The organism is Roseateles terrae (assembly GCF_014192155.1).
Lineage (GTDB): Bacteria > Pseudomonadota > Gammaproteobacteria > Burkholderiales > Burkholderiaceae_C > Roseateles > Roseateles terrae.
Genome location: NZ_JACHXO010000011.1, coordinates 62,210 through 86,801, shown reverse-complemented (window position 1 = coordinate 86,801; position 24,592 = coordinate 62,210). Strand labels below are relative to the sequence as shown.

Here is a 24,592-nt window from a genome sequence, read left to right as displayed (position 1 = left end):
CGTTGTGCGGCCGGGTCCTGGTCGATCGCGCCCGCGTTCCGTTCAGGCCCAGCCTCCGGTGCCCTACCGGAGAAGCCTCGATGTCGCAACACCTGTCCCCTGATGTCCCTGTCCTGCAGCCGCAGGGTTCCGCGTCCCCTTCGTCGTCCGCAGCCGCCTCCCCGGCCGCCGTGCAGCCGCTGGACGTGCAGCAGCGCCTGGCCGCCAGCCGTGCCCCGCTGCCGGCGTCCACCAAGACCTACGAGCCGGGCACGCTGTTCCCGGACCTGCGGGTGCCGCTGCGCGACATCCAGCTGACCAACGGCGAGCGTGTCGCGGTGTATGACACCTCCGGCCCCTACACCGATCCGGCGCAGGCCACCGACGTGCGCCGCGGCCTGCCCTCGCCCCGTGCCGCCTGGATCGAAGCACGTGCCGATACCGAGCCCTACACCGGGCGCCCCATCCAGCTCTTCGACGATGGCCTGCGCGAAGCCACCCAGCAGCAGGCCCTGCGCGCCCAGACCGACGCCCTCACCCGCGCACCGCGACGCGCCCGCAGCGGCGGCAACGTCACGCAGATGCACTATGCCCGCCGCGGCATCATCACCGCCGAGATGGAATACGTGGCCATCCGGGAAAACGGCCGCCGCGCCTGGATGAAGGAGTACTGCGCCGACGCCGAACGCGAAAGCCGCCTGCGCGGCCAGGGCCTCGGCGCCACCATCCCCGGCTTCATCACGCCTGAGTTCGTGCGGGACGAGATCGCTCGCGGCCGCGCCATCCTGCCGGCCAACATCAACCATCCGGAGCTGGAGCCGATGATCATCGGCCGCAACTTCCTGGTGAAGGTCAATGCCAACATCGGCAATTCGGCGGTGAGCTCCGGCATCGAGGAGGAAGTCGAGAAACTGGTGTGGGCCACCCGTTGGGGCGCGGACACGGTGATGGACCTCTCCACTGGGCGCAACATCCACACCACCCGCGACTGGATCATCCGCAACAGCCCCGTGCCCATCGGCACCGTGCCCATCTACCAGGCGCTGGAGAAGGTGGGCGGCGTGGCCGAGGACCTGACCTGGGAACTCTTCCGCGACACGCTGATCGAGCAGGCCGAGCAGGGGGTGGACTACTTCACCATCCATGCGGGCGTGCGCCTGCCCTTTGTGCCGATGACGGTGAAGCGCCGCACCGGCATCGTCTCCCGCGGCGGCTCCATCCTGGCCAAGTGGTGCATTGCCCACCATCGCGAGAACTTCCTCTACACCCACTTCGAGGAGATCTGCGAGATCATGAAGGCGTATGACGTCAGCTTCTCGCTGGGGGACGGCCTGCGCCCCGGCTCGCTGGCGGATGCGAACGACGAGGCCCAGTTTGCCGAGCTGCGCACCCTGGGTGAGCTGACCAAGATCGCGTGGAAGCACGATGTGCAGACGATGATCGAAGGCCCGGGCCATGTGCCGATGCACATGATCCAGGCCAACATGACCGAGCAGCTCAAGCACTGCGATGAAGCGCCGTTCTACACCCTGGGCCCGCTGACCACCGACATCGCCCCGGGCTACGACCACATCACCAGCGGCATCGGCGCCGCAATGATCGGCTGGTTCGGCTGCGCCATGCTTTGCTATGTGACGCCGAAGGAGCATCTGGGCCTGCCCGACCGCGACGACGTCAAGCAGGGCCTGATGGCCTACCGCATCGCGGCCCACGCGGCCGACATCGCCAAGGGCCATCCGGCGGCGCGGGCGCGGGACGATGCGCTCTCCAAGGCACGCTTCGAATTCCGCTGGGAAGACCAGTTCAACCTCGGACTGGATCCGGAGACGGCACGCGAGTTCCACGATGAGACGCTGCCCAAGGACAGCGCCAAGGTGGCCCACTTCTGCTCGATGTGCGGGCCCAAGTTCTGCTCGATGAAGATCACGCAGGATGTGCGGGACTACAGCGCCAGGCTGGAGGCCGATGGGCAGGCCGCGACGCAGGGCCGGGGCGAAGCAGGCGCGGAAGCAGGCGCGGAAGCGGGCCTGGATGCAGGCGTGGCGGCGGGCATGCGCGCCAAGAGCGCGGAGTTCCGCGCCGCAGGCAGCGAGCTCTACATTCCCATCCAGCCCGCCTGAGCCATGGCCAGGATCCTCATCGCCGGCGCTGGCCTGGCCGGCCGCCTCTGCGCGTGGGCCCTGAGCCGGACCGGCCATGCGGTGACGGTCTGCGACCCGTCGCCGGACGCCGGCGCCCGCTTCGACGGCACCGGCGCCGCGGCCTTCACCGCGGCCGGCATGCTCAGTCCCCTGGCCGAGCAGGAACAGGGCGGTGCGCGGGTGGCCGCCTGGGGATGGCGTTCGCTGACGCTGTGGACAGGCATCGTCCAGGCCCTGCGGCCATTGGAAGTGCCTTTCCGGCGTGACGGGAGTCTGCTGCTGGCCCATCGCAGCGATCTCGGTTCGGCACAGCGCATCCTGGCGCTGATTCCGGGATCGGAGGCGCTGTCGGCGTCGGCCTTGCAGGCGCTGGAGCCGACGCTGGTGCCCGGTCTGCATGGCTGGCTGCTGCCGGAAGAAGGCTTGATCGGACCGGTCGCGGCGATGCGGGCGCTGTTGCAATCCGCTCCGCATGTGGACTGGCGATGGGGATGCGCGGTGCAGGCGGTGATGCCCTGCGCCCTGGTGCTGACCTCCGGGGAGCGGCTCGCCGCCGACTGGGTGATCGACACCCGGGGCCTGGGCGCCGCCCCCGACCTGCCGGTGCGGGGCGTGCGCGGAGAGATCGTGACCCTGTCGCTGCCCGGCCATGGACTGCGTCGGCCGGTGCGGCTGCTGCATCCGCGGCATCGTGTCTACCTCGTGCCGCGTACGGCGGATGAGCTGGCCGTGGGTGCGAGCGAAATCGAAAGTGAAGACCGCAGCCCCGTGTCGCTGCGCTCGGCGGTGGAGCTGATGGCCGCGGCGCACAGCGTGATGCCGGCCCTGACGGAAGCGCGCATCCTGCGGCTGGATCGGCATCTGCGCCCAGCGCTGCCGGACAACCTGCCGGCGCTGGCGCACGCCCCCGGGCTGTTGCGCCTCAACGGGCTGTACCGGCACGGCTGGCTGCTGGCGCCGGCGATGGTCGAGCACATGCTGGGCGGCGCGGGGCTGGCGAGCCTGCATGCGCTGGCGCAGGTGGCGCCCATCACGGCTGCAGCTGCTGCTGCTGGTGCGGCTCCGGCCGCGGTGCCGCACCAGCAGTCGCCTCTCCGCCCACCCGTGGGCGAGAGAACGATCCCACCGACGCCACCGACGCCACCGACGCCAGCGTTTCCTCCTGCGTTTCCTCCTGCGTCTCCTCCTGCGTTTTCCCCACTGTCTCCCCTTGCGGGCATCCCCCTTCCGCCTTCGTCCTCATGACTGCCGACACCATCACCATCCGCCTGGACGACCGTCCGCTGCAAGTGCCTGCGGGTAGCCACCTGTCCGACCTGCTGGCGCGGGAAGCGCTGGTGCCCACGAGCGTCGCCACCGCGCTGAATGGACGCTTCGTTCCCCGTGCTGCCCGCGCCGCCACGCCGCTGTCGGACGGCGATCAGGTCCTGCTCTTCCAACCCATCGTCGGAGGCTGACATGTCTCACCTACCCCAAGCGCCTCAGGGTTCCGGCACGTCCCAGACACCACCCACGCCCCAGACAACGCCGTCCCCCACCGATCCCCTGCGCATCGGAGAGGTCTCCCTGAGCAGCCGCTTCTTCCTCGGCACCGCCGGCCATCCCAGCCCGCAGGTCCTGCGCGAATCGATCGAAGCCTCCGGCAGCGAAGTGCTGACGGTCGGCCTCAAGCGCACGCTGCAGGGCGACAACGGCGCCCTCGCGCATGCGCTGTCTGACGCCCGCGCCCGCGGCGCTCGGCTGCTGCCGAACACGGCCGGCTGTCGCAGCGCGCGGGAGGCCGTCGCCCTGGCCCACATGGCCCGCGAGCTCTACGACACGCCATGGATCAAGCTGGAAGTGGTGGGGGACGACTACACCCTGCAGCCGGACCCGATCGAACTGCTGGCCGCTGCCACCGAGCTGGTGCGCGAAGGCTTCGTCGTCTTCCCTTACTGCACCGAAGATCTGGTGATGGGCCGGCGCCTGCTCGACGCCGGCTGCCCGCTGCTGATGCCTTGGGGCGCACCGATCGGATCGGGTCAGGGGCTGCTGCATCTGACGGGTCTGCGTACGCTGCGGGAGCGTCTGCCCGACACGGTGCTGGTGGTGGACGCCGGCATCGGTGCGCCGTCGCAGGCGGCGCTGGCCATGGAGCTGGGTTATGACGCGGTGCTGCTGAACAGCGCCGTTGCTCAGGCCCGTGATCCGGTGGCCATGGCCGGCGCCTTCCGGCAGGCGGTGCAGGCGGGGCGCGACGCCTGGCGTGCCGGGCTGATGGCGCCTCAGTCGATGGCGGTGGCCAGCACGCCGGTCAGTGGCCATGCGTTTCTGCTGGGGGATCAGTGATGACCCCGCAGGTCCGTGTGCCGCATCCGTCGCTTCCCTCGCCGTGGTCCCCGGGGGTGGACCTCTGGTCGCCCACGCTGCGCCCCTGGACGGACGATCCCACGCCGCCGCTGATGTGGAGCGTGGCCGGCACCGACAGCGGCGGCGGCGCCGGTCTGGCGGCAGACACCCGGGCCGCGGCTGCCATGGGCGTGCATCTGTGCACCGTCGTGGCTGCGATCACGGCGCAAAACTCGATGGGCGTGCAAGGCGTCTTTCCGGTGGACCCGTCCGCCTTGCGGGCTCAGTTGCAGGCGCTCCGGGCCGACCTGCCGGCACGGGTGATCAAGACCGGATTGCTGGCGAGGGCCTCGGCCGTCGATGTGCTGCTGGCGCAGCGCGGGGATGCGCTGCTGGTCGTCGATCCGGTGCTGGGTGCCAGTGCTGGCGGCACCGCCTTCTGCAACGATGAACTGCTGGCCGCCTACCGGCATCAGCTGCTACCCCAGGCGACGCTCATCACGCCCAACCGGCGAGAGGCGGAGCGACTGCTGGGTGTTGCCGCAGGGCAGTTCAGCGTGCCGGAGCTGGCACGTCGGCTGCGTCGGCTGGGACCGCAGGCGGTGTGCATCACCGGGGGAGATGATGTGGCGACGGGTGCCCTGGCATCGGCATCGGCATCGGCATCGGCATCGGCATTGTTGTCGGCATCGGGCCCTGCGCCGGCGCTCGCGCTGGACTGGCTGGACTCGCCGCTCGCCACCGGCTGGATGGCCCTTCCGCGTCTGCATGCAGCGCCGGGTCAGCCGATGCATCACCATGGCTCGGGCTGCACCTTCGCCACCGCCGCTGCGGCGGCCCTGGCGCGGGGCTTCCCGCTGCCGGATGCGGTGATCCTGGCCAAAATGCTGACCTGGACCGCCCTGCGCGACGGGCATGCTGCCGGCACTGGCGCCGGACCGCTGCGCCCCGGCAGCGGGTTCGTCTCCGAGGCTGCGGCGATGCCGCTGATGTCCCAGGCCGATGACGAGGTGCTGTCGGATGCGCGATTGCAGCAGTGGTCCGACGCTCTGCAACGCCCGGCGTCTCACGACTTCCGCCGCGGGCTGTACGCCATCACCGACCAGCCCTCACGGGTGACCGCCCTGGCGACGTCCGGTGTGTTCGAGCATGTGCAGTTGCGGATCAAGCGGGGCCCCGGCGGCACGGCCAGTGACGACACCTTGCGCGCCAGCATTCGGCAGGCCCTGGACAGCACCTCGGGCAGCCGCTGCACCGTCTGGATCAACGACCACTGGCGGTTGGCGCTCGATGCTGGTGCCACCGCACTGCATCTGGGCCAGGAGGACTGGACATCGCTGACGCCCGATCAACGGGCCGATCTGCAGGAGCGCTGCCGGCAGGGACAGCTTCAGTTGGGGCTCTCCAGCCACAGCCTCTGGGAATTGTGCCGGGCGCGCGCGGTCGCGCCGACCTACATCGCCTGCGGCCCGCTCTGGCCCACCACGACCAAGGACATGCCCTGGCAGCCGCAAGGCATGGCGCAGTTGGCCTGGTGGTCCGCGATGGCCGGTCGGCCGGTGGTGGCCATTGGCGGCATTCTGGAGGAGCGCCAGGTGGAGGCTGCGTGGCAGGCCGGCGCGTCAGCGGTGTGCCTCGTCCGGGCAGCGGAGTCGTGGAGGGCAAGGCTGGGCGAGCAGCTCAGCCCAGTCGCCTGACGACGCCGGACCTCACCGGCTTCGGCCGCTGGGGGACGTCGCACCGAAGCGGGTGCAACGGGCACCTGAATGGATCGCACGGATCCACCCGCGTCCGTGTTAAGCGGCGATCGCGCCGTGACACAACGTGATCCGCTGGAGCCACCCGTTGAGGGGGATGGCCGCAGTTGTCCGCCGTCCGAATAATGGGCCCGTCGCTTGCCCTATGTCCCGGCACTTGTTCTGGGACCTGCCCAGGGAGGTTCCGTGCCCGCGCCGCCCCCATCGCCACTGCCGCCTGCCCCGTCGCCGCCTCCGACCGCGACGCCGCAGCTGCTCAAGCCGGTTCCCGACTGGCAGGAGCACGAAAAGCCGTCGATGCCGGGCTCCCCGTCCATGCCGTGGCATCCGCCCTGGCGGCGTGTGGCTTATGCGCTGGTGGCCGTGCTGGTGGGCATTACCGGGGCCCTGGGCAGCGGGCTGGTGACCGCCAACCTGCCGGTGCTGCAGGGCCAGCTCGGCCTGACCCCCAGCCAGGGCGCGTGGCTGGCCGCCGCCTATGTGATGGTCAATGTGACGGCCAATCTGCTGGTCTTCAAATGCCGCCAGCAATTCGGCATGCGATGGTTTGCCGAAGTGGGACTGGGCATCTACGCCATGCTGGCGCTGCTGCACCTGCTGGTGGGCGGCTACGCCACCACGCTGATGGTGCGGGCGGCAAGCGGCCTGGCCGGCGCCGCCTGCAGCACCTTGTGCCTGCTGTACATGCTGCAAAGCATGCCGCGCACCCATACCGGCAAGATGCTGGTCATCGGCGTGGGCATCGGGCAACTGGCGGCGCCCTTGGCCTGGGTGATCTCACCCGCGCTGCTGGACCAGGGCGGCGGCACCTGGCACAACCTCTACCTGTTTGAAGCCGGCCTGGCGCTGTGTGCCTTCGCGAGCGTGGTCATGCTGAAGCTGCCGCCGGGCGTACAGATGAAGGTCTTCGAACCGCTGGACTTCCTGACCTTCGCCCTGATGGCACCCGCGGTCGCGATGATCGTGGCGGTGCTGGTGCAGGGCTACCTGCACTGGTGGCTGGACACCCCGTGGCTGGCCTGGCTGCTGATCGGCGCGCTGGTGCTGGTCACCCTCTCGGTGCTCATCGAGCACCACCGGGTCAATCCACTGATCCAGACGCGATGGTTTGCCAATGGCGCCACCCTGCGCTTTGTGCTGGGGGCGCTGATCCTGCGCTTTCTGACGGCCGAGCAGTCGGTCGGCGCAGTGAACTTCCTGCGGGCGCAGGGCATGGGGCCGGACCAGTTGCAACCGCTGTTTGCCGTGGTGCTGGCCGGCATGGTGATCGGCATGCTGGCCTGCTCCCTCACCTTCACCCCCAAAACGCTGATTCCGCAGATCCTTTTTTCCATCGTGCTGTTTGCGGTGGCGGGGCTGCTGGACCATCACCGCACCAGCCTGGACCGGCCGCAGGATTTCTTCCTGAGCCAGTTCCTGCTGTCGGTGGGTGCCGGCATGTTCATGGGGCCGCTGATGCTGATCGGCATCGGGCAGGCGCTCAAGAACGGTCCCGCCTACATGGTGACGTTTTCGGTAATGTTCTCGGTCACCCAGACGCTGGGCGGACTGATGGGGTCGGCGCTGCTCAACACCTATCAGCTGCACCGGGAGCATGAGTTTTCGGCGTCGCTGGTGTCCACCCTGGACCGGACCGATCCGCTGGTGGCGCAGCGCATTGCGGCGCAGGCGGCAGCCCTGTCCGGCGTCATCAGCGACCCGGTCCTGCGGTCCGCACAGGGGGCGGCGCAACTGGCGCAGGTGGCGCGGCGCGAGTCCAACGTGCGGGCCTACAACGATGTGTTCATGTTCAGCGCCATGACGGCGATCGGATTCCTGGTCTGGCTGCTGGCGCTGCTCGGCCGCACCGCGTGGGCGAAACGGCGTGAGGCGGCACGAGCGGCACGAGCGGTGCCTCACGCGGACGCGGCGGCGGCCCGAAATGCAGAGGAACATGCAGAGGGATATGCAGCAGCAACAGGGCCACCGTCTGGATCCTCCCCCTCGCCGCCCCTGTCTTCTTCCGCCCTTGCACCGAGCCGACCCGCATGAGTTCCAAGCCGCCTGCCTCAGACCGCCGCCCTGACATTCCGCCGGTGACGACCTCCTCCGCAAGCGTGCAGACCGCGCCGCCCTCGAGCCAGGTAACGGGCCCCACACCGGGCCCCACACCCGGCGCCGCTCCGGTCCATCCGTCGGGCCACGTGCCCGGTTATCCGCCGGAGCGTGCCACTGCCTCCACGACCGGCGACGCGCAGGCTGCCGTCGCACTGGATCTGGCCTCGTCGTCCGCCGACAGCGCCAGTGCCGACATCCCGCTGCCGACGGACAGCACGACCCCCGAAGACGTGTCGGTCACGACGCCGCGACCTTCGCCAGCGTCCGTTTCAGGAACGACCGGGGACGCGGCGGGCGTCGCGAATGCGTCGGAGGCCGACGCTCCCTTCCGCACGGTCGACTCGACCGTCTCACCATCCGCCGCCATGACGCCTTCGGCCCCCACGTCCGCAATGCCGCCGACGCCGCCCCCCTCGCCGCCCGCCCCGCTGCCGCCCCCGCCCCCTTCATCCCCTCCGCCCGCTCTGTCCCCGCCAGCGGCGCCGCCACCCGCCTCGCCTCCGAAGTATCTGAAGGCCTCCACCACCGCCATCGTGCTGATGCTGGTGGTGATGGTGGTCGGCATCGTGCTCATCCTGCGGGCGTGGGAACTCGGTCCGTTCAACAGCAGCGTCGAGACCACGGACAACGCCTACGTGCGGGGGGCTGTCACCGTGTTGTCGCCACAGGTGAACGGCTATGTGGTGGAGGTGCTGGTGAAGGACTTTGAGGAGGTGCAGGCCGGCCAGCCGCTGGTCCGCATCGACGATCGGCTGTATCAGGCAGCGGTGGACCTTGCGCAGGCGCAGCGCGCCAACGCTGCGGCGCAGTTCGACAACTTCGCCCAGACCCAGGCGCAGAACCAGGCGACGCTGTCCGCCTCCCGCGCGACGCTGGCGTCGGCGCAGGCCGAGCTGGCGCGCGCCGACGCCGAGCTGGGCCGGGTGGAAGCACTGGCCCAGCGCGGATCGGTCTCGCTGAATGAGCGCGACCGGGTGCGCAGCAGCCATCGACTCGCGCAGGTCAATGTGGAAAAGGCCAGGGCCGACATCCGCATCGGCGAAGAACGGGTCAAGGCCACCACGGTCGGCCGCGCCGGTCTGCGGGCGCAGGTGGAAGCGGCCGACGCCCAGCTGGCACAGGCGCGCATCAATCTGGCCAACACGGTGGTGAAGGCGCCTGCCAGTGGCCAGGTGAGCGAGGTGTCGGTGCGGTTGGGGCAATACGTGTCCGCCGGATCACAGTTGCTCTTTCTGGTGCCGAAGCAGTTCTGGGTCGTCGCCAATTTCAAGGAAACCCAGACCGGGCGCATGGATGTGGGGCAGCCCGTCAGCTTGAAGGCGGATGCGCTCAAGGGCGTGAAGTTCACCGGACGTGTGCAGCAGATCGCACCCGCCACAGGCTCGGAGTTCAGTGTGCTGAAGGCCGACAACGCCACCGGCAACTTCACAAAAGTGGTGCAGCGGCTGCCGGTGCGGATCGCGCTGGACCCCGACCAGGTGATGACCGCGCGCTTGCGGCCCGGGATGTCGGTGGTGGTCAGCGTGGACACGGCGGCAAGCGGGTCCGTGAATGGCGCTGCGGGTCCTGCGGCACCCAGTGCGACGCCGACTGCGGCGCCAACCGCGGCGCCAACCGCGGCGCCGAAAGCCTCGCCCAATGCGGCGAGCCACCCGGCGACTGGCGACGCCCGCCCGGCAGCGCATGGTGACTCCACTCCCGGAGCGTCACGATGAACCGCTGCATCCAAGGGCGGTGGCCGCAGACGCGCGCACGAACCGGCGCGTCGCTGGCGATGCTGGGCCTGCTCACCGCCTGCGCCCCGACCCTGCCGCCGCTACCAGACTCGGCCCGCGTCACGGTGCCCGATCAATGGCGGAACGGATCCCCCACCCTCCCCAGCGATCCCGTGACCCCAACCGCTGGCCCACCCGCCGGGACACTCTCCGATACGGCGACCGATGGTGCGTTGGTCGCTCCCTGGTGGAACGTCTTTGGTGATCCGGTTCTGAACGACCTCGTCGCCCGCGCGCTGGCCCACAACAGCGACCTGCTGCTGGCCGGCGCACGGCTGGAGGAAGCCCGTGCCACCCTGGCCGCCAGTCGCGCCACAGAAGGCCCGACCGTCAATCTTCAGGTGCCGTACCAGGCCACCCGATCCCTGCAATCCTCGGGCGTTTCCAACAGCCGCGTGATCCAGCCGGCCATCGCCGCCAGCTGGGAGCTGGACCTGTGGGGTCGCAATGGAGACCTGACACGCGCCTCCGCCCTTCGCCTGCAGGCCAGCGAGGCCGACCAGCGCGGCGCGGCGCTCAGCATCTCCGCCACCACGGTGCAGTCCTATGTGGCGCTGCTGGCGCTCGATGCGCAGCTGGCCCTGTCCCGCGCCACGCTGGCTTCACGGCAGGAAGCGCTGCGCCTCGCCGAGGATCAGGCGCGGGTCGGCTACATCTCGCAGTTGCAGCTGACGCAAGCGCAGGCGGAATACGCGTCGGTGGCCCAGGCGATTCCGCAGCAGGAGCTGGCCATCCGCCGCCAGGAGCAAGCGCTGGCGCTGCTGACCGGAGACAGCGGCACCGAGCAGCCCCGCGGCGTGGCCTTCGACCGGCTGGCCTTGCCTGCCCCGCCGGCCGCCGTACCTTCGGCCTTGCTGGAGCGACGCCCCGACATCGTCCAGGCAGCGCGCCAGCTGGCCGCCACCGATGCCACGCTCGCCGCTCGACGGCAGGCCTTCCTGCCACAGGTGTCGCTGAGCGCATCCGCCGGTCGGCTGTATGTGAACGCGCTGGACTACGACCCGATCCGCGTGTGGTCGGTCGGCGCGAGCGTGCTGGCGCCGCTGTTCGATTCCGGGCGCCTGCGCTCCCAGTTCGACATTGCAGCGGCGCAGCGTGACCAAGCCGCCTTCACCTACCGGGCCCGGGTGCTGAACGCCTTCTCGGAAGTTGAAAACGCGCTCGCAGGGATCGACCGACTCGCCGAGCAGCGCCGCTTTGCACTGCAGCGCCGGGACGTGCTGGCCCGGTCGCTGCAATATGCCCACGACCGGTACGAAGCCGGTTATGCGGGCTATCTGGAGGAGCTGGACGCGCAGCGCAATCTTTATGCGCAGGACAACGACCTGATCCGCCTGCAGCAGACCGAGCTGGAGAACCGCATCGCACTGATCCGCGCACTGGGTGGGCCAGCGCCGTGACCACAGTAGGCGCCGAGGGCCTTGGCGCCGCAGACGTCTCAGCGGCCTGAGTGGCCTGAGTGGCCTGAGTGGCCCGAGGGCTCAGCGCCCCAGCCGCTCAGCCGCCTCAGCCGCCTCAGCCGACTCAGCGACGCGCCTTGGCCGGCCGCCTGGCCCCCGTCGTATCGGCCGGTGCCGTGGTCCCCTTCACCGCCGCCTGAGCCAGCTTGAAGAACACGTCGGTGTTGTCGATCACGCCAGTGAACGCCAGCGCGCCCGGGCCGAAGGCCGACAGCGGAATGTCGGTGGCCGTGTGCACTGCGGACTCGCCGGGCACCTGGCCCGTCACCAGGAAGTCGCCCAGCGCATCGTCACGCTCCAGCGGTGCCGGCGGGTACCACTTCAGCGGCTCGGTCTTGGCCATCGGCTGCTGTGAATCGCGCAGCGGCGTGTTGTTGGTGCGCCAGTCTTCATAGCGGTCCGCGTTGGCGCCGTAACCCACCAGCAGGCGGTAGTCGATGTCCGTCGCTTCCGGATAGCCGTCGGCCGCGAGGCGATAGCGTGGGAAGCCGGCCTTCTCATAAACGCCCACCACCTTGTCGCGCAGGTGGGCCGCGCCCTTCTTCTGAATGGCCTCCTGCAGCGCCTTGTCGGTCAGCATCGAGCCGCCGATCAGGGCGGCGCCAGAGCATTCATGGTCCGCCGTCACGATGACCAGCGTGTCGCCATTCTCGCGGGCGAAGTCCTGCGCCACCTGCACCGCACGGTCGAACTCGATCGTGTCCAGCATCCAGCGCTCGGTGTCCATGTTGTGCGCCTGCTTGTCGATGGACGCGCCTTCAATCATGAGCACAAAGCCCTTGGGCTGCTTCTTGAGCGTGTTCAGGGCGGCGCGCGCCATTTCGTCGAGCATCGGCTGGTCCGGGAAGCCGTAGTCGTCCACCACCGTGCCGCTCAGCCCCTTCTTCGCGCCGCGACGGCCGTCGATCTTGTCCAGCGCCACATTCATGTTGGAGAAAGAGAACAGACCCAGCAGCTTGTCGGCGCCATCGGCCGCCATCAGCTCCGTGCGCGTGGGGGCGTAGCGGTAACCGGCGGACTGGAAGTCCTTGATCAGGTCGCGGTCCTTGTCCTTGGCCCCCGGGGCGACGCCCCAGCGCCTGACGATGTCGGCGGTGTGCGCATCGGTGCTGGAGAACGCGTAGTCGTTTGACTCGGCGCGCTCCGAACCCGGCGTGCCGGCCGGCAGGAACCACTTGCGGCCGCCGCCCAGCAGCACCGTCAGGCCGGTGCGCTCGCGGTCGTCGAAGAACTGGTCCACGATGCCGGTCCCGGCGCCGCGATTGCTGGTGTGCACCGCATTGCCGGCGGGGGTGGCGTCGAACACGTCCGCCGTGGTGACGATGCCCAGCGCCTTGCCTTCGGTGCGATGCAGGTATTCGGAGAGGTATTCGATGCGGGGATTGTCGAAGGCATCGAGTGTGTCGTCGGGGAACACACCTTCTTCATTGTTGTTGTTCTTGTTGCCCGACACATAGGAGGTCATGCCCGGCGAGGAGTCGGTGACCACCGAATTGAGCGACGCGGTCTTCACCAGCGCGGTGGCCGGGAAGCTGTCCATCGCCAGCGGCGTGACGACCTTGCCCTGGGCATAACCGCCCTTGACGATGCGGGCCGCCGTGCGCTGGGCTGCGCCCATGCCGTCGCCCAGCAGGATGATCACATTCTTGACCTTCGGGCCCATGGCGGCGGCGAACGGCACCACGTCGAAGTTGCCACGGGCGGTGGCGGTCTGACCGTCGGCCTGCGTGGCTTCGATGCGCAGCTCGTGGCGGCCCGGCTTGTCCAGGCTCACCGCACGGACGGTGGCGATGGCGGTTTCGGCGGCGAGTCCCTTGACGCAGCCGCTGGCGCAGTCCCGCAGCGCCACGTTGCCCGTCACCGGCTTCCCGTCGATGAAGAAGCGGGCCGCGGTGATGCGCTGACCGGCGTCGGGCTTCACCGTCGCCTGCAGATCAAAGCGCTGGCCCGGCAGGAAGCGGGCAATCACCGGCTCCGGCTGGCCGCTGGCGAACAGCTCGCTGGGGGGCGTGAGGCGGGTCACCGTGGGCGCCGCCGGGGCGGCCGTTGCGGCAAGGAGGGCGCTGGCAAGGATCAGCAGCGATGGCAGAGGTTTGGAGGTCATGAGGCCTGGAGGTGGATGACTCAATGGGTGGGAGGGAGCGCGGCGGGTGCGGGTGTGGGCGCGATCCCGGTTGCCGGTGCGGGTGTCGGTGCCGCATAGGCGTGACCATGGGCCGCCGCCGGCGCGCCGGGTTGAGCCGCGAGCGCGTCAGGCGACAGTTCCAGACGGACCCAGGACACACGTCCGGTCTCGTCCTCGACGCGGCCCACCCGGAGGCGGCCAGTCAGCACCAGCAGGCCGTCTTGATGGGGAATGAGGCGGTCCTGCTGGGAAGGGTCCAGCCGCACGGTGACGGTGGCCGGTGGGAGGTCGTCGGCCTCGCCGTCCGCATGCTCGCTCATGCGCACCGGGCGCGGCGTCAGCCAGAAGCGTCCGGGCTGCGGCTGCTCCTGCGCCACCATGTAGCCCACCAGACGCACCTCGCGGCCATCGGCCGCCCGCAGGGCGTCGGAGAGCACCAGGCCGCGATCACCGATGGGCTGGCGGAAAAACTGGGAGAACTTGATGTCCAGTGGCGCGGCCACCGCAGCGAGCGGAGCTGCCTCGGACGCCGGTGAGGCCTGCAGGCCTGCGGCCAGCATCAGCGCCGGGAGGGCCGCCAGCAGGCGGGGATGGAGGAAGGGACGGAGCGGGGCAAGCTTCATGCCCCTGGAGCGGTTGGCACACATGCGCGCGGATTCTTCCGGCGGGCTGTGACAGGTCCGTGACACGTACGGTATCGCCCCCGGGAAATTCTGTCGGCCCTGATGGCGCCGCATGGCTTGACGGGACCCGCGCGCACCGCGAAGCTTGGGTGATGTCACCGATGCTGCGCGGTTATTCGCAGTCATCCGGCCGTGAGGCCTCAGGGAACGCCATGAGCTTGACGACGCAGCGGCTGCAGGCTTTGTACACCCGTCGTGCTGCCGTGTATGACTATGAGCTGATGCCCGTCGCACCGCTGCGCGAGGAAGCCATTCATGCACTGGCGCTGTCGCCCGGTGAGACGGTGCTCGACATCGGCACCGGCACCGGTCTGAGCCTGCCGGGCCTGGCGCAGGCGGTCGGTGACAGCGGCCGCATCATCGGCGTCGAGCCGTGTGAGGCGATGATGGCGCAGGCCAGGCGCCGGATCGAGGCCGGCCCCTGGCGCACGCCGGTGGACCTGCTGGACTGCGCCGTGGAAGACGCCGCGCTGGAGTCGCTGCTGCCCGTCGCCAGCGCCGATGCCGCCCTGTTCTTCTTCACCCATGATGCCCTGCAGCAACCGCGGGGACTGGACCGGGTGTTCCGCGCGCTCAAACCGGGTGCCCGGGTGGTGGCCGCGGGGCTGGTGTGGGCGTCGCCGTGGTGGCCGCTGAGCAACCTGTTCGTCTGGGGCGCCGCGACGCATTCGATCGCAAGTCCGCAGCGGCTGGATGCGCCCTGGCACGACCTGCCACCGCGACTGGCCAGCGCCGAGGTGGAGCGACGCTGGCTGGAGTCAGCCTATCTGCTGACGGGCCGGGTGTAGCGAAGCTCAGCGCTGTGCGACGTGGCGGAGCGGCACAGCCACGCAGGGAGGCGGCAATGCAGCGCCGCCAGCCCGTGCATCGGCGCGCCGCGCTGCGGCACGTGCAGCGGGGCAGCGGCGCTCAATCTTCCAGCGGCACGAAGATCCAGAGCAGCAGGTAGAGCAGGAAGCCGCTTCCGGCGCAGGCCACCAGCAGCACGAACACGATGCGCCAGAACCAGGACGGCAGGCCGCTGAGGCGCCCGATGCCGCCGCAGACGCCGCCCAGCCAGCGGTCGTCGCGGCTGCGGCGCAGTGCGTTGATGGCGTCCACGGCCGGTGCGCGCGGGCTGGTGCCGGCGCTCATGCGGGGCCCGCTGGCGGACGTCCAGTCACCGGCGCCGCCAGGACCGGCAAAGCGTTCGTCGTCCCCCAGCACCCGGGCCTTGGCACGGGCGAATTCCTCATCGCTGAGGACGCCGCGCTGATGCAGGTCGGCGAGTCGCTGGAGTTCTTCGCTGGCAGACATGATGGGCTCCTTCTGGCTGCGGACACCTCCGGGATGGAGAGTATTCCGTTCATGGCTTGCATGCTTCGCAGACTATCGGGATGGGCCAAATCTTCGAGCGGATTGCGATCAACTGCCATCCCTGGCGACACAGTGCCGATGGCGGCCCCCGAAACGGCTTCGCGGCTCGCGGCTTCACGGCTTCGGGACTTCGTGGCGCCACGGTGGCCTCTGCACTTGCACTAGCATGGGGGTATGACCTTGCAAACCCTCGACATGCAAACCCGCGAGACACCTCGCTTCAGCATCATCGTGATGCACGGGCTGGGCTCTTCCTCGGATGACCTGGCCCCGCTGTGCCAGGCCCTGGACCTGCGCCCCGTGGTGGAGCGGGTGGGCGGCCTGCGCTTTGTGCTGCCCGATGCGCCAGTGATTCCGGTGACGATCAACAACGGCATGGCCATGCCGGCCTGGTACGACATCCGCCACGGCGACCTGCGTCAGCGGGAGGATGCCGAAGGGCTGCGGCAGTCTCAGGCGCTGATCGAGGAGCTGATTCAACGCGAGGAGCAGGAGCACGGCATTCCGCCGGAGCGGGTGGTGCTGGCCGGGTTCTCGCAAGGCTGCGCCATGACGCTGCTGACAGGGCTGCGCCATGCGCGCCCGCTGGCGGGGCTGGTGGGACTGAGTGGTTATCTGCCGATGCTGGACAGCACTGAAGCCGAACGCCACGTGGCCAATGCGAACACGCCGGTGTTTCTGGCGCACGGAGATCATGATCCGGTGGTGCCGCCCACCCGCGCGCTCGCCTCACTGGCGGAACTGCAGCGGCTCCATCAGCCGGTGAGCTGGCATACCTATCCGATGGGGCATGAGGTCTGCCAGGAAGAGGTCGGCGACCTGACGCAGTGGCTGTGTGAGCTGCTGGTGAAGATCGGCTGAGCGCTTGTAGCTTGCCGCAGGTCGAGGGTCGGTGATCGCTTGTCGATGCGCGACGGTGGCTGATCGGTTTTAGCTCTTCGCTCTTTGCTCTTTGCTCTTCACGTCTCGCTCTCCACGCGCGGCATGCGCTCAGACTGAAGGTTTGGCACTCCATACCAGCCAGTGCGTTCTTCGGCGCCATGCGCACGCCCGTTCCGCCAATCGACCCGGCCTGAACGGGGCTTCGGGAATGTCTTTGTTCCGGCGGGCGTGGCGGTTGTTATAACCCGCCATCCCTGCCTCGCCGGACCCCGTCCGGCTTTCAACACCGGCTCATGACTTCTCCGCATCGTTCCCTCCGTGCCCATTCGTCGGCGTTCACCACTTCCGCAACTTCCGCAGGTTCGGCTGCGGTGCCTTCGCACCGGCAGCCGATGCTGGCGTGGCCGCTGATGGTGTCGCTGGCCTTGTCCGGTCTGCCTGCGGTCCTGCAGGCCGCGACACCGGATGCAAAGGCGAAGGCCAGCACCGCGCTGCCCGCGGCCACGCCCACGTCCGGGTCCGCGGCATCTGCCGTGCCGGCCTCGGTCGCGGCATTGACACCAGTCGCCGCTGCCGTCCAACCAACTGACGCCAGGCGTCCGCTGACCTATGACGTCTACGCCAACTGGCGCAGCATCCAGGGCACCCAGCTGAGCCGCGACGGTCAGTGGGTGGCCTACGCCCTGGTGGCGCAGGAAGCGGATGGAGAACTGGTCGTGCGCCATCTGACGGACGGTCGCGAGTGGCGCTCGCCGCGCGGCACGGCGCCGATCTTCAGTGCAGATGGCCGCTACGTCGCATTTGCGGTGCAGCCCACGCGCGCGGTGCTGGGTCAGGCGAAGAAGGACAAGAAAAAAGGCGATGACGCGCCCAAGGCCGGCGCCGCCGTGATGGACCTCACCAGCGGCAGCGTCGAAGTCATCGAGCGGGTGAAACGCTTCGCCTGGCCGAAGGACGGCGGCAGTACGCTGGCCCTGTTGCTGGAGCCGACGCCAGCGAAGAAGGACGCAGGCAAGGACGGCGATGGCGCCAAGGGGGCTGCGGCGGATGCGGACCTGACGAATGCCGATGATCTCGGTTCTGCCCCCTTCGACGATCGCGCGGACCCTGGCCTTGGCTGGCGCGACGCCACCACTGCCGACCAGGAAGCCAATCCTGAAGCTGCCGCCGTGGCGGCCACCAAGAAGACCCCAGGCACCGAGCTGATCCTGCTGGATGTCGTGAGCGGCACCCGGTCAGCGATCAGGGAGGTGTCCGACTTCGTGTGGACGGACGATGGACGTCGGTTGGCGTATGTCGTGTCGGTGAAGGAAACATCGCCCGCCAAGCGCAAGACGGCAGACGTGTCTGCGCCCGCATCAGCATCAGCAGCAGCATCCAATGCATCCCTCGCATCGAGCGCTGCTTCCGCAGCCGCCCTGTCGAGCGAGGCCGCATCCTCGTCTGCTCCCACGCGCGTATCCGGCTCCGTCGTGCCTTTGATGGCCGACGCCGCCGCCGCGCGCGAAGGGGTCTATTTGCTGGACCCCGCCCATCTCGACCACAGCTCCCCCGTTCTTCGCGGCGCTGGCAGCTATCGCCAGCTGAAGTTTGACGCGCAGGGCGAGCAACTGGCTTTCGTGAGCAACCGCGATGCGATCGCAGACCGTGCAGCCGCCAAGGCTGGTGAAGCGAAGGCGTCCGGCGCGGACGCGTCGGCCCCCCGCGCCGCAGCCAATCCCGGCGAGCCGCCAGCAGACAAGGCTGCCGACAAGCCCGCCCCCACGCCTTACAAGCTCTACCTCTGGCGCAGTGGCGGCCCCGGGGGTGTCTCCACCGAGGTCGCCGCTGCCAGCGCTCAGCCGCTGGTCACCTCGGCCACGCCCGGCATGCCCGCCGGCTGGAGCCCGAGTGAATTCGCCTCGCTGAGTTTCAGCAAGGACGGCCAACGCCTGTTCCTCGGCACCGCCGAGACGCCCAAGGCCGAACCCGCCGATGCGCCCGAGCCGGTCAAGGTCGACCTGTGGCACTGGAAGGATCCCGAACTGCAGTCCGCTCAGAAGGCGAAGGCCGAACGGGAGAAGCAGCGCAGCTATCGCGCCGTGGTGCATCTGGCGTCCTCGGTGGATCAAGCCCGCTTCGTGCAGCTGGCCCGCCTGGATCTGCCCACCGTGCAGGTCAACGAAAACGCCGACTTCGCGCTGGGCCTGAGCGACCTGCCCTACCGCCCGCTGCGCTCGTGGGACGGCGAATTCACCGATGCCTACGCGGTGAACCTGCGCACCGGCGACGCCCGTCTGGTGGCGCGCCAGCAGCGCCAGGTGCCGACCTTGTCCCCGGCCGGCCGCTACATCCTGGGCTTCGAGGCTGCCCAGCGCCGCTGGACGGCGTGGCGGACCGATACCGGCGCGGCGCGTGTGCTCACCGCCCGACTGCCGACCCGCTTCGACAACGATGAACGCGACGTGCCCGATCTGCCCGAGTCCTACGGCATGGCCGGCTGGACCGAGGGCGATCGCAGCGTCGTGCTCTACGACCGCTACGACCTGTGGCAGGTGCAGCCGGACACCCTGCAGGCCACCCACCTCACCCAGGGTTGGGGTCGCCGCCAGCAGGTGCAGCTGCGCCTGGTGGCGCTGGATCCGGAAGATGCGGACAAGCGTCCGCTGGACACTGGCGCCTGGACCCTCGCCGGCACCAACGACCGCACCCGCGACAGCGGCTTCTATCGTGTGCCCTCCACCGGCGGACAGCCGACGGTGCTGATCCAGGACCAGAAGATGATCGGCGGCCTGATCAAGGCCAAGTCCGCTGACCGCATTGTCTTCACCCAGCAGACCTTCAGCGAATTTCCGGACCTGTGGACCTCGTCGCTGGACCTGCGCCAGCCGGCGCGCATCAGCCAGGCCAATCCCCAGCAATCGCAATTCATCTGGGGCACGCAGGAGCAGATCGACTACACCGCCGCGGACGGCCGCAAGCTGCGTGCCCTGCTGACCAAGCCGGACAACTTCGACCCGTCGAAGAAGTATCCGCTGATGGTCTACATCTACGAAAAGATGACGGACAACCGCTACCGCTATGTACCGCCCGCGCCCGCGCAGAACATCAATGTGACGCGCTACGTGAGCAACGGCTACATCGTGCTGCGGCCGGACATCGTCTACACCACCGGCCATCCCGGCCGGAGTGCGATGAACACGGTGCTGCCGGCGATCCGCCAGGTCGTGGCCAAGGGCTTTGTCGATCCAAAGCGTATCGGCATCCAGGGGCACAGCTGGGGCGCCTATCAGATCAACTACCTGATCACCCACACCACGATGTTCCGCGCCGCCGAGGCCGGGGCATCGATGGCCAACATGATCAGCGGCTATGGCGGCATCCGCTGGGGCGCGGGCATCAGCCGGGCGTTCCAGTATGAGCACGGCCAGAGCCGCATCGGCGCCACGCCCTGGGAGCGGCCAGACCTGTACATGGAGAACTCGCCCATCTTCAACGTGCACAAGGTGCAGACGCCCTATCTGACCATCCACAACGACGATGACGATGCGGTGCCCTGGTACCAGGGCATCGAGTTCTTCACCGCGCTGCGCCGCCTCGGCAAGGAAGCCTACTGGTTCAACTACAACGGCGAGAAACACGGCCTGAAGGACCGCGACCACATGAAGCACTTCACCGTGCACATGGGAGAGTTCTTCGACCACTACCTGCTGAACGCGCCGCGGCCGGCGTGGATGGATCAGCCGGTGCCGTATCTGGAGCGCGGCAAGCGCGATGTGATGGGGCTGTTCAAGCCGAAGGCGGCGGGTGAGCCTGTGGCGAACCCGGCAGGTTCGGCCGGTGCGGCGGCCGCTGCAGGCGCGGGCAGCGCAGCCTCCGCCGCGGCGAAGACCCCGAGCCAGGCGTCCCAGGCGGTCCGTCCGTAAGCGTTGACCAGCACGCTGGCGCCGATCAGCAGTGTCAGCAGCAGCGCGAGACTGGCGGCCACGCCGGTCCAGCTGCCCATCAGCCGCGTGGCCAGGCCCTGCGACGCCAGGGCCTTGGCCACGGCACTGTCCGCGCTGAGCAGGACCGTGCCGCCGTCGGGCAGCTGCACCGGCACCGGCGTGCCGCGCCAGCGCTCGCCGACCTTCAGCAGTTTGCGGGCGTAGCGGCGGGACGAGCCTTGCCACTCGAACGCCGCATCGTCGCCCGCCACGCCGCGCGGCCAGCCAGCGGAGGACTCACTGGAATGCGGCACGAGTTCGAGGTGCTGACCATGGATGCGCACCAGGGCCATGCGTGGCCGCGGGTCGCGGCCATTGAACCAGCGCGCGTTGGTGGAATAGACGTCGGTCACCGCGACCAGCCCATGTCCAGGCCCAGGGCGCGGCCGGTGGCACCCGATGCGTCGGCGTTGGACAGGGCGGGGGTGTCGAGCGCGGCCCGCAGGTCGTCCGCGCGGGCGCTCATCGCGTCCAGACGCAACCGGGCCAGACGCACCGCCAGGAAGGGCCAGTACAGACCGAAGGTCAGCGGGAGCAGCCAGCCATGGCTGATCAACAGACGGACGGACGGAGACGGGCCATGGCGGCGCACCGGGGTGGCAAGCGTGAGACGCAGCAGCGGACGCCCCGTCAGCACCGGCGGCAGCGCGGTGACGGCTCGCGGCGCGTCGCTCAGACGCTGCCCCAGGCGCAGGCCGCGCCAGCTCAGGTGGTGCAGCCGGAAGCGACGGATGCGAATCGACAGTGCGGCAGCGCCCAGCATCATCACGCCAAGCATCGCCGCGCCGGTCCAGAACGGCTGCAGCAGCGAGAGCCACACGCCAACCACCAGCACCAGACCCATCAGGCGATGAGCCAGCATTCGGCGCGGCGCACCGTGAAAGTCAAAGGGATCGCCGTCCAGCAGGGTGTGACGGGCCCACCACTGCAGGTGGCGGCGCTGCGCCCAGGCGGTATACAGGCCGAGGGTGGCCACGCTCAGCATCAGCTGGACGATCCAGATGCGGAAGTATTCGCTGCCGGTGCCGGTGAAGCGCAGACGAGGGGCGGGACCTTCGGTCCACGCGGCCATCTCGGAGGCACGTGACGCTGCGGATGCGGATGCGGATGCAGATGCAGATGCAGATGTTGATGCGGATGCCGCCGATGCCGAGACGAATGAAGAAGCGCGCCCGTCGGCAGCATGTGCAGAGACGTCGAATCGAGTCCCGCTCATCAGAGAGGGTGGCTCACCGCGCTCGCCGCGACCGCCGCCGTCAAGGCGCCGACCGTGCATCTGCCCATGGCTCCACGCCACGATCGCATCCAGCCGCGACGGACCGGCAGTGCGCGCCGGCGACGCTTCCGCCGACAGCACGATGTCGACATCGTCCTCATCGAAAAGATCGGAAGGCAGGGTGCTGACGAAGTCCTCGTCCTGCGCCTCGCTCTGCTCCATGCGGAGGGCAGACGCAGGCACGGCCGACGACCCGGAAGCTCCGGCTCGAGCGCTGAAGGTCATGTCAGGTCTTGCGGTTCCGGACGACGGCCACGGCCGCCACCCGGCCTCCCACTGGCGGGTGTTGCTCTGTTCCACTTCACTCCCCTGATCCCGTCTTCGCGGGCAATGGCGCAAAGTCTAGGAGAGCGGCCGCGCAGGTGTGCGCGGCTCAGGGGAGTGGAAACCCGGGTGGTAGCGCTACGTACATGACGGAATGCGCGGATTCGTTGATTTCGGCACACACCGGCCACCTGGCGGACCAGCGGGCTTGAATCAGAGGGGCCGTCGTCCCCGTTGCAGCGACTGCAGATCCGCGCTGCGCGCTTGGAACTGGGTGACGAGGCCGTCCATCAAGGCGCGGGCCTTGGCGCTGTTGTCGCTGCCGTAGTTGCAGACATAGACGTCCAGCGTGACGGCTGCCAGTTCGGGCCACGTATGCAGCGCCACATGCGATTCCGCCAGCAGCAGCATGCCGGTGAGGCCGCCGGGTTGGCCGTCGGCGCCGTGGGGAAATTGGTGCCAGTGCTCACCCACCACGGTGAGGCCGGCCGCTTCGGTAATGCGGCGGCAATGCGCCGCCAAGGCGGTTCGGTCCACCAGCAACGCCAGGTCGGCGCAGCCGCTGAGGTCGGCGGTGAGATGCAGTCCATTCATGAACGGGCAGTGTAGGACCGCTCGGGACGATGGCGATGCGGCCCGGCCTCAGCGTTCGGCAGGATGTCCCGCTTCAGCCAGCAGCGCAAGGCAGCGCTCTTCATGCTGGCTGATCTCGGCCAGAGTCACTTCGATGTCGCTGAGCTGCTGGCGCAGCTGACGGCGGTGCTGGTCGAGCACGGAAAGGAAGGCGCGCAATTGCGGCACGGTGTCGGACTGGCTGTCGTACATGTCCACGAGCTGTTTGACGTCCTGCAGGGAGAGGCCCAGTCGCTTGCCCCGCAGGGTGAGCTTGAGCCGGGTGCGGTCCCGCTGGGTGTAGACGCGGTTGCGGCCGGCGCGCGCCGGGGTGAGCAGGCCCATGTCTTCATAGAAGCGGATGGCCCGGGGGGTGATGTCGAATTCCGTCGCCAGCTCGGTGATGGTGAAGAGCGGACCGGCGCCCAGATGGACCTCGGGCAGGCCGTCGTCGCTGTCCGGCGCGGAGAGCACACCCTCCAGCGGGTCGGGGGGAAGGGTCGGGCGGGACTCGGTGCTCATGGCTACACTGCGGTGACGTTGACGTAAACGTAAACCTGAAGTCTACCGCCATGGCCAATCCGCGCGAATCCGAACTGTCCTACCCCCTCGGTGATCAATTGCCCGCTCCCGGCGACGTGCTGGAAGTGGCGCCCGGTTTGCGCTGGTTGCGCATGGGCCTGCCCTTCGCGCTGGACCACATCAACCTGTGGCTGTTGAAGGACGAGGTGGACGGTCAGCGCGGCTGGACGATTGTGGATTGCGGCATCCACAGTGAAGCGACGATCGCTCACTGGGAGACGATTTTTGCGAATCACCTGGACGGGCTGCCGGTGCTGCGCGTGGTGGTGACCCACTTCCATCCCGACCACATGGGGCTGGCCCACTGGCTGACGGAGCGGTGGAACTGCCGGCTGTGGATGAGCGCCACGGACTACCAGCTGGCGCGGGTGGCGTCGTCGTCCACGGTGGGCATGGGGGGCGAAGCGGCCGCGGCATTCTTCGGCAGCCATGGGCTGACAGACCCGGCGGCGTTGGAGAAGATCCGCGGACGGGCGAGTTATTACCCGAACATGGTCCCCGCGGTGCCGCCGGCGTTCCGGCGGCTGATGGACGGCATGGTGCTGACCATTGGCGGTCACGAATGGACCTGCCTGGTGGGGCATGGCCATGCGCCGGAGCATATGAGCCTGTGGTCCGCCTCCATGGGCGTGATGATCGCCGGTGACATGGTGTTGCCGCGGATCTCGACCAATGTGTCGGTGGTGGATGTGGAGCCGGAGGCGGATCCGCTGCGTCAATACCTGGATTCGCTCGCACGGCTGTTGCCGCTGCCGGACGACACGCTCGTGTTGCCGGCGCATGGCAAGCCGTTCAAGGGGCTGCATGCCCGCATCGATCAGCTGCAGGAACACCATGCGGAACGGTTGGCGGAAGTGCTGGAGGCCTGCACGGCCCAGCCGAGCCATGCGGCAGAACTGCTGCCGATGATGTTCCGGCGGCCGCTGGATTTGCACCAGACAACGTTCGCGATGGGGGAAGCGGTGGCGCACCTGAACCATCTGTGGCTCGGTGGACAATTGCGGCGTCGTCTGGATGACGACGGGGTGTATCGGTTCTCGGCCTGAAATCAGTCGCCGCCGCCCCTTCCGGGGGCGGCGGCGCTGAGCCTTGTATGCATCAATTAACGTCAGCGCGGATCGACCGAACACAGCGCAGGCTGCGGAAATCGTAAGCGCCGCACGGAGCTGGGGACAACCTGGGCTCAGATGCGGTGATGACAGCGTTGGCGAGTGTGCGTCCACCCAGAATGAGGGACAAGCCCCCCCTAAGGGGGAAACCTGAGCCGCTACCCCGATGGGATGGGGAAATGACCTATGAAGCTGCGGGTA

The 24,592-nt window shown here is 68.8% G+C and carries 17 protein-coding genes and 2 pseudogenes; 12 read left to right on the top strand and 7 right to left on the bottom strand.

The genetic code is table 11. The features are described 5' to 3' along the window. Nucleotides 1-80 precede the first annotated feature (80 nt). From thiC to FHS28_RS23210, 8 genes and pseudogenes are all read left to right on the top strand, one after another. The gene (gene thiC, locus FHS28_RS23245) at nucleotides 81-2,099 is read left to right on the top strand and encodes a phosphomethylpyrimidine synthase ThiC (protein WP_088454417.1); all 2,019 of its coding nucleotides are present in this window, start codon (nucleotides 81-83) and stop codon (nucleotides 2,097-2,099) included. A gap of 3 nt (nucleotides 2,100-2,102) precedes the next feature. Further along, nucleotides 2,103-3,365 carry an FAD-dependent oxidoreductase gene (locus FHS28_RS23240; protein ID WP_184295524.1) on the top strand — a complete coding sequence of 421 codons (1,263 nt, stop codon included), beginning with the start codon at nucleotides 2,103-2,105 and terminating at the stop codon, nucleotides 3,363-3,365. Beyond that, entirely contained in the window at nucleotides 3,362-3,577 is a 216-nt protein-coding gene (thiS, locus tag FHS28_RS23235) for a sulfur carrier protein ThiS (RefSeq protein WP_221194208.1), read from the top strand. Before FHS28_RS23240 ends, thiS begins: the two co-directional genes overlap by 4 nt. Nucleotide 3,578: 1 nt before the next feature. Beyond that, nucleotides 3,579-4,448 (top strand): thiazole synthase, encoded by an 870-nt coding sequence (locus FHS28_RS23230; RefSeq protein WP_088454418.1) that lies wholly within the window; start codon nucleotides 3,579-3,581, stop codon nucleotides 4,446-4,448. Beyond that, nucleotides 4,448-6,145 carry a bifunctional hydroxymethylpyrimidine kinase/phosphomethylpyrimidine kinase gene (locus FHS28_RS23225; RefSeq protein ID WP_088454419.1) on the top strand — a complete coding sequence of 566 codons (1,698 nt, stop codon included), beginning with the start codon at nucleotides 4,448-4,450 and terminating at the stop codon, nucleotides 6,143-6,145. The genes FHS28_RS23230 and FHS28_RS23225 overlap by 1 nt, the downstream gene beginning before the upstream one ends. A 246-nt stretch (nucleotides 6,146-6,391) precedes the next feature. Next, nucleotides 6,392-8,236 (top strand): MFS transporter, encoded by a 1,845-nt coding sequence (locus tag FHS28_RS23220; protein ID WP_184295521.1) that lies wholly within the window; start codon nucleotides 6,392-6,394, stop codon nucleotides 8,234-8,236. 458 nt (nucleotides 8,237-8,694) lie between these two features. Continuing rightward, nucleotides 8,695-9,939, top strand: a pseudogene (locus tag FHS28_RS23215) (HlyD family secretion protein); the annotation flags it as partial. Between the two features lie 74 nt (nucleotides 9,940-10,013). Then, a complete protein-coding gene (locus FHS28_RS23210) occupies nucleotides 10,014-11,477 on the top strand; it encodes an efflux transporter outer membrane subunit (RefSeq protein WP_088454423.1) in 1,464 nt (487 codons plus the stop codon). 124 nt (nucleotides 11,478-11,601) lie between these two features. On the opposite strand, the gene FHS28_RS23205 is transcribed toward FHS28_RS23210, so the two are convergent. After that, nucleotides 11,602-13,641: an alkaline phosphatase gene (locus tag FHS28_RS23205; RefSeq protein ID WP_088454424.1), complete on the bottom strand. Its 2,040-nt coding sequence runs from the start codon at nucleotides 13,639-13,641 to the stop codon at nucleotides 11,602-11,604. A gap of 20 nt (nucleotides 13,642-13,661) precedes the next feature. Then, a complete protein-coding gene (locus FHS28_RS23200) occupies nucleotides 13,662-14,285 on the bottom strand; it encodes a hypothetical protein (protein ID WP_088454425.1) in 624 nt (207 codons plus the stop codon). A 212-nt stretch (nucleotides 14,286-14,497) separates the two neighbouring features. Here FHS28_RS23200 and FHS28_RS23195 point away from each other — a divergent pair, with 212 nt between their 5' ends. Next, nucleotides 14,498-15,133, top strand: coding sequence for a class I SAM-dependent methyltransferase (locus FHS28_RS23195; protein WP_184295518.1), 636 nt, complete (start codon nucleotides 14,498-14,500; stop codon nucleotides 15,131-15,133). 121 nt (nucleotides 15,134-15,254) lie between these two features. On the opposite strand, the gene FHS28_RS23190 is transcribed toward FHS28_RS23195, so the two are convergent. After that, nucleotides 15,255-15,641, bottom strand: coding sequence for a PspC domain-containing protein (locus FHS28_RS23190; protein WP_088454427.1), 387 nt, complete (start codon nucleotides 15,639-15,641; stop codon nucleotides 15,255-15,257). Between the two features lie 234 nt (nucleotides 15,642-15,875). Between FHS28_RS23190 and FHS28_RS23185 the strand changes: the two genes are divergently transcribed. Both FHS28_RS23185 and FHS28_RS23180 read left to right on the top strand, forming a co-directional pair. Continuing rightward, nucleotides 15,876-16,562 carry an alpha/beta hydrolase gene (locus tag FHS28_RS23185; RefSeq protein ID WP_088454428.1) on the top strand — a complete coding sequence of 229 codons (687 nt, stop codon included), beginning with the start codon at nucleotides 15,876-15,878 and terminating at the stop codon, nucleotides 16,560-16,562. A 314-nt stretch (nucleotides 16,563-16,876) separates the two neighbouring features. Further along, a pseudogene (locus FHS28_RS23180) lies at nucleotides 16,877-20,260 on the top strand (S9 family peptidase); the annotation flags it as partial. Nucleotides 20,261-20,301: 41 nt separating this feature from the next. Here FHS28_RS23180 and FHS28_RS24815 read toward each other — a convergent pair. The 4 genes from FHS28_RS24815 to FHS28_RS23165 all read right to left on the bottom strand — a co-directional run bounded on the left by FHS28_RS24815 (nucleotide 20,302) and on the right by FHS28_RS23165 (nucleotide 23,183). Beyond that, nucleotides 20,302-20,901: a DUF7092 domain-containing protein gene (locus FHS28_RS24815; protein WP_445677843.1), complete on the bottom strand. Its 600-nt coding sequence runs from the start codon at nucleotides 20,899-20,901 to the stop codon at nucleotides 20,302-20,304. After that, nucleotides 20,898-22,049, bottom strand: coding sequence for a DUF898 family protein (locus FHS28_RS23175; RefSeq protein ID WP_088454431.1), 1,152 nt, complete (start codon nucleotides 22,047-22,049; stop codon nucleotides 20,898-20,900). The genes FHS28_RS24815 and FHS28_RS23175 overlap by 4 nt, the downstream gene beginning before the upstream one ends. 252 nt (nucleotides 22,050-22,301) lie before the next feature. Then, nucleotides 22,302-22,682, bottom strand: a complete 381-nt coding sequence (speD, locus tag FHS28_RS23170; protein ID WP_088454432.1) for an adenosylmethionine decarboxylase — start codon at nucleotides 22,680-22,682, stop codon at nucleotides 22,302-22,304. Nucleotides 22,683-22,730: 48 nt separating this feature from the next. Further along, the gene (locus FHS28_RS23165; RefSeq protein WP_375140800.1) at nucleotides 22,731-23,183 is read right to left on the bottom strand and encodes a MerR family transcriptional regulator; all 453 of its coding nucleotides are present in this window, start codon (nucleotides 23,181-23,183) and stop codon (nucleotides 22,731-22,733) included. A gap of 89 nt (nucleotides 23,184-23,272) precedes the next feature. Between FHS28_RS23165 and FHS28_RS23160 the strand changes: the two genes are divergently transcribed. Next, complete coding sequence (locus tag FHS28_RS23160) at nucleotides 23,273-24,328, top strand: MBL fold metallo-hydrolase (protein WP_088454434.1); 1,056 nt, start codon at nucleotides 23,273-23,275, stop codon at nucleotides 24,326-24,328. Nucleotides 24,329-24,592: the final 264 nt, after the last annotated feature.